Source organism: Pseudomonas sp. HMWF006, assembly GCF_003061205.1.
Taxonomy (GTDB): domain Bacteria; phylum Pseudomonadota; class Gammaproteobacteria; order Pseudomonadales; family Pseudomonadaceae; genus Aquipseudomonas; species Aquipseudomonas monsensis.
This window is the reverse complement of the sequence record NZ_QAIU01000078.1, coordinates 1-4,365: the sequence shown is the minus strand read 5'-3', so window position 1 is coordinate 4,365 and position 4,365 is coordinate 1. Positions and strand designations below refer to the sequence as shown.

Here is a 4,365-nt window from a genome sequence, read left to right as displayed (position 1 = left end):
CCGCCATGAAACGATGTGGCGGTAAATGTAGCCGCCATCATGGTTGTCGTGCGCCTTAAGCTGTTCGGGTCGCCAAACCCGGTGCTGAACATTCAGCATCGGGTGAGCTTAGAAACCTGGGCTTTTCGGCGCAATCGGACGGCGGTGGTGCAAGTTGTAGGACGTTGCCGGGATGGTTGAAGGGCTGAAGATCAAAAGATCGCAGCCTTCGGCAGCTCCTACAGGGGGAGTGGATTATTCAGCCGGCGGTGTCAGCTTCGCTTCCATCTCAGCCACCTTCGCTTCAAGGCTTTCGAGGCGGGCACGAGTGCGCGCCAACACAACCATCTGACTATCAAACTCTTCACGGCTCACCAGATCGAGTTTGCTGAAGGCGCTCTGCAGCAGCATCTTGAACTGGCTTTCGATTTCGGCTTTCGGCAGCGGGGTGTCGCCGCTGAACAGGCGGGAGGCGGTGCCGCTCAGGGCGTCGAGGAAGTCTTTGGGCGCGAGCATGGGGAATGTCCTGAAAACAATGGCGGGCAGTGTATCACGCAGTGTCTATAGTCAATCCCGTGGTCAGGGATGCACGCTTTTCGCGCAAGGGGACGGACGGCGACGCACCGTTGTTGTGCGTATCCACAAGGCCTTTTGCACGGGATGGCTTGCGGCAGCGGCCAAGGGATTGAAATCAGAGGTTTTTGGCGAGATGGCAAGGTTTCTGCTTAGTCACCTTCGACCCATGCACTGATGCAGTCGCTGTGACGAATGCAGTGCGGCAGACGGAGCGGGGAGTTTCGTCAGCAGCGGTTAGCTGGCGTCAGTCGGGCAGGTAAGGCCGACGATGCGTTACAAAGCCAGGCACTGCGCTTAGACTTGAGTCGGGTTTGTTTTCCTGGGGCAAGTCCACCAATTCGGGAGAGAGTTTCATGAAGCTAGTCACTGCCATCATCAAGCCGTTCAAGTTGGACGACGTGCGCGAGTCGCTGTCCGAAATCGGCGTGCAGGGCATTACCGTTACTGAAGTCAAAGGCTTCGGCCGGCAGAAGGGTCACACCGAGCTGTATCGCGGCGCGGAATATGTGGTCGATTTTCTGCCCAAGGTGAAAATCGACGTGGCCATCGACGACAAGGATCTGGATCGGGTGATCGAGGCGATCACCAAGGCGGCCAACACCGGCAAGATCGGTGACGGCAAGATCTTCGTGGTCAATCTGGAACAGGCGATCCGCATCCGTACCGGCGAAACCGATACCGACGCGATCTAAGCGCCGCCACAAACCCCAACGCCCCAGGAGAAAACAATATGACTCTGCGTAAATTCGCAGGGCTAGGAGCCCTGTTGTCCATCGTAATGCCCAGCCTCGCTATGGCGGCAGACGAAGTGGCGGCCCCAGTCCTCAATTCTGGCGACACTGCCTGGATGCTCACCTCGACAGCCCTCGTGCTGTTCATGACCATCCCGGGCCTGGCGCTGTTCTACGGCGGCATGGTTCGCTCGAAAAACATTCTTTCCGTGATGATGCAGTGCTTCGCCATTACCGGTCTGATCAGCATCCTGTGGGTCATTTATGGCTACAGCATTGCGTTCGACACCACCGGCATGGAGCAGGGCGTCGTCAACTTCAACTCGTTCTTCGGCGGCATGGGCAAGGCGTTCCTCGCCGGTGTCACGCCTTCGAGCCTGACCGGCCCTGCGGCGTTGTTCCCTGAGGCGGTGTTCATCACCTTCCAGATGACCTTCGCGATCATCACCCCGGCGCTGATCGTCGGTGCGTTCGCTGAGCGGATGAAGTTCTCCGCGATGCTGATCTTCATGGCTATCTGGTTCACCCTGGTTTACGCGCCAATCGCGCACATGGTCTGGTCCGGCAACGGCGGTCTGATGTGGGACTGGGGCGTGCTCGACTTCGCCGGCGGCACCGTGGTGCACATCAACGCCGGTGTGGCCGGTCTGATTGCCTGTCTGGTACTGGGCAAGCGCAAAGGCTTCCCGACCACCCCGATGGCCCCGCACAACCTCGGTTACACCCTGATGGGCGCGGCCATGCTGTGGGTTGGCTGGTTCGGCTTCAACGCCGGTTCCGCCGCAGCGGCCAACGGCACCGCCGGTATGGCGATGCTGGTCACCCAGATCGCTACCGCTGCCGCCGCACTGGGCTGGATGTTCGCTGAGTGGATCACCCACGGCAAGCCAAGTGCACTGGGCATCGCCTCGGGTGTGGTGGCCGGTCTGGTAGCAATTACTCCGGCTGCTGGCACCGTGGGCCCGATGGGCGCACTGGTGATCGGTCTGGCGGCAGGCGTGGTGTGCTTCTTCTGCGCCACTACCCTGAAACGCAAACTCGGTTATGACGATTCCCTGGACGCGTTCGGCGTACACGGTATCGGCGGTATCCTCGGCGCGATCCTCACCGGCGTATTCGCTGCACCGTCGCTGGGCGGCTTCGGCACCGTGACCGACATCGCCGCGCAAGTGTGGATTCAGTGCAAAGGCGTCGGCTTCACGGTGATCTACACCGCGATCGTCACCTTCATCATCCTCAAGGTCCTGGACGCTGTGATGGGTCTGCGTGTGACCGAGGAAGAAGAGTCCGTAGGCCTCGATCTGGCACAACACAACGAACGCGGCTACAACCTGTAAGTACGCGCAGCAAAAAACTTGCCCGGCTTGCCGGGCATTTTTTTGTCTGGAGTTTGTCGCAGAGAGAGCAGCTGAAAGGATTTTTCGTACGTCTTTGGTCGTGTTTACGGCGAGCGTTTTTCTGCGGCCAATCGCTTACAACATTGCGGGAATATTAGGGCCTTTGTTTTTTCCCAGAGCGCGCTAGAATGCGCCCCGAACGTGCGGAGAACTGTATGTGGCAACAGACTCTGATAACCCTGCGGGCACGGCCCCGGGGCTTTCATCTGGTAACGGACGAGTTACTCGCCGGACTGCCTGAACTCAGGCAGTGTCGGGTCGGTCTGTTGCATTTGTGGCTGCAGCATACCTCGGCGTCGTTGACCATCAACGAGAACGCCGATCCGGCGGTCCGTCGCGACTTCGAACGATTTTTCAATCGTCTGATCCCACAAGGAACAGACGGCTATGAGCATAACGACGAAGGCCTGGACGACCTCCCGGCGCACTTCAAGGCCAGCGTGCTTGGCTGCCAGATCAGTCTGCCGGTGTCGGCAGGTCGACTGGCTCTGGGCACCTGGCAAGGCGTTTATCTGGGCGAGCACCGTGATCATGGCGGTGCCCGTAAAGTCCTCGCCACCTTGCACGGTGAAGGGGCGTAAACCGTTGGTCATCAGCGGTTACCGATTTTTTTACGGCGACTTTCGACAGTTGCCAAAGCTGGTCTATAACTAATCTGCTTTTCGCAAGTCATGAGGTAGAACATGAGCGACGATGATCTGGAAAACGACGACCTCGAAGTAGGCGACGAAGACGAGGCCGAGGATGGTCTGGAAGGAGCAACAGCGGAAGACGTTGCTGAAGACGATGGCGGTGACGATACGCCGGTCCCGGCTGCCAAAGGCAAAGCCAAGGCTGCGGTGTCGGTAGACGAATTGCCGAGCATCGAAGCCAAGAACAAGGAGCGCGACGCCCTGGCCAAGGCCATGGAAGAGTTCCTTGCGCGCGGCGGCAAGGTGCAGGAAGTCGAGGCCAACGTGGTCGCCGATCCGCCCAAGAAGCCGGACAACAAGTACGGCAGCCGCCCTATCTGAGGCGTGCCGCTTGCTTGCTGAAAAAGCCCGCCGTCGCTGCGGGCTTTTTCATGTCTGGAATAAACAGGGACGCCCTATAAGAGAGGCCTGTGTGGCGAGGGGATTTATCCCCGATCGGCTGCCAAGCAGTCGTAAAGTCAGCCTGCGCGGAGTGTCAGGAAAGCACGATGCGCTGCATTTGGGGCTGCTTTGCAGCCCATCGGGGATAAATCCCCTCGCCGCATGGTTTCCACAGGGATTTTTGTCAGGCCTTGGCATTCCAGCGTGCGAGAACGGCTGGCAGGTCAGTCAGGCTGCGGATCTCGGCATCCGGCAAACGATCGGCTTCCCAGGCCTTGCCCGCCGGGTTGTACCAGATCGCGCGCATGCCCGCTTGCTGCGCCCCGGCGATGTCATCGCCCGGATGATCGCCAATGTGCACCGCCACGTCAGCGCTCACGCCGCCGCGCTGCAAGGCCTCGTGGAACAGCCGCGCATCCGGTTTGGCGATGCCGATGTCTTCGGCGCACAACGCAAACTTGAAGTAGTCCGCCAGCCCCAGCCGACGCACATCGGCATTGCCATTGGTGACCACGCCAAGCGCGTAGTGGTTGGCGAGGATTTCCAGGGTCGGTTCGACTTCGGGAAACACCGTGATCTGGTGCCGCGCATGCAGGAACACTTCAAAGC

At 59.6% G+C, this 4,365-nt stretch carries 6 protein-coding genes; 4 read left to right on the top strand and 2 right to left on the bottom strand.

The window, feature by feature from the left end; translation table 11 throughout:
• Positions 1–234: 234 nt before the first annotated feature.
• Positions 235–495, bottom strand: a complete 261-nt coding sequence (locus DBR24_RS02950) for an accessory factor UbiK family protein (protein ID WP_007920416.1) — start codon at positions 493–495, stop codon at positions 235–237.
• A gap of 413 nt (positions 496–908) precedes the next feature.
• Between DBR24_RS02950 and glnK the strand changes: the two genes are divergently transcribed.
• From glnK to sutA, 4 genes are all read left to right on the top strand, one after another.
• Entirely contained in the window at positions 909–1,247 is a 339-nt protein-coding gene (gene glnK / locus DBR24_RS02945; protein WP_002555808.1) for a P-II family nitrogen regulator, read from the top strand.
• Between the two features lie 38 nt (positions 1,248–1,285).
• The gene (locus DBR24_RS02940; protein WP_123469803.1) at positions 1,286–2,623 is read left to right on the top strand and encodes an ammonium transporter; all 1,338 of its coding nucleotides are present in this window, start codon (positions 1,286–1,288) and stop codon (positions 2,621–2,623) included.
• A 215-nt stretch (positions 2,624–2,838) separates the two neighbouring features.
• A complete protein-coding gene (locus DBR24_RS02935) occupies positions 2,839–3,264 on the top strand; it encodes a secondary thiamine-phosphate synthase enzyme YjbQ (RefSeq protein ID WP_095049349.1) in 426 nt (141 codons plus the stop codon).
• A 102-nt stretch (positions 3,265–3,366) separates the two neighbouring features.
• Positions 3,367–3,696 (top strand): transcriptional regulator SutA, encoded by a 330-nt coding sequence (gene sutA, locus DBR24_RS02930; protein ID WP_128613848.1) that lies wholly within the window; start codon positions 3,367–3,369, stop codon positions 3,694–3,696.
• 244 nt (positions 3,697–3,940) lie between these two features.
• Here sutA and DBR24_RS02925 read toward each other — a convergent pair.
• The coding region (locus DBR24_RS02925; protein WP_146188943.1) for an HAD family hydrolase at positions 3,941–4,365 on the bottom strand (425 nt) is incomplete at its 5' end.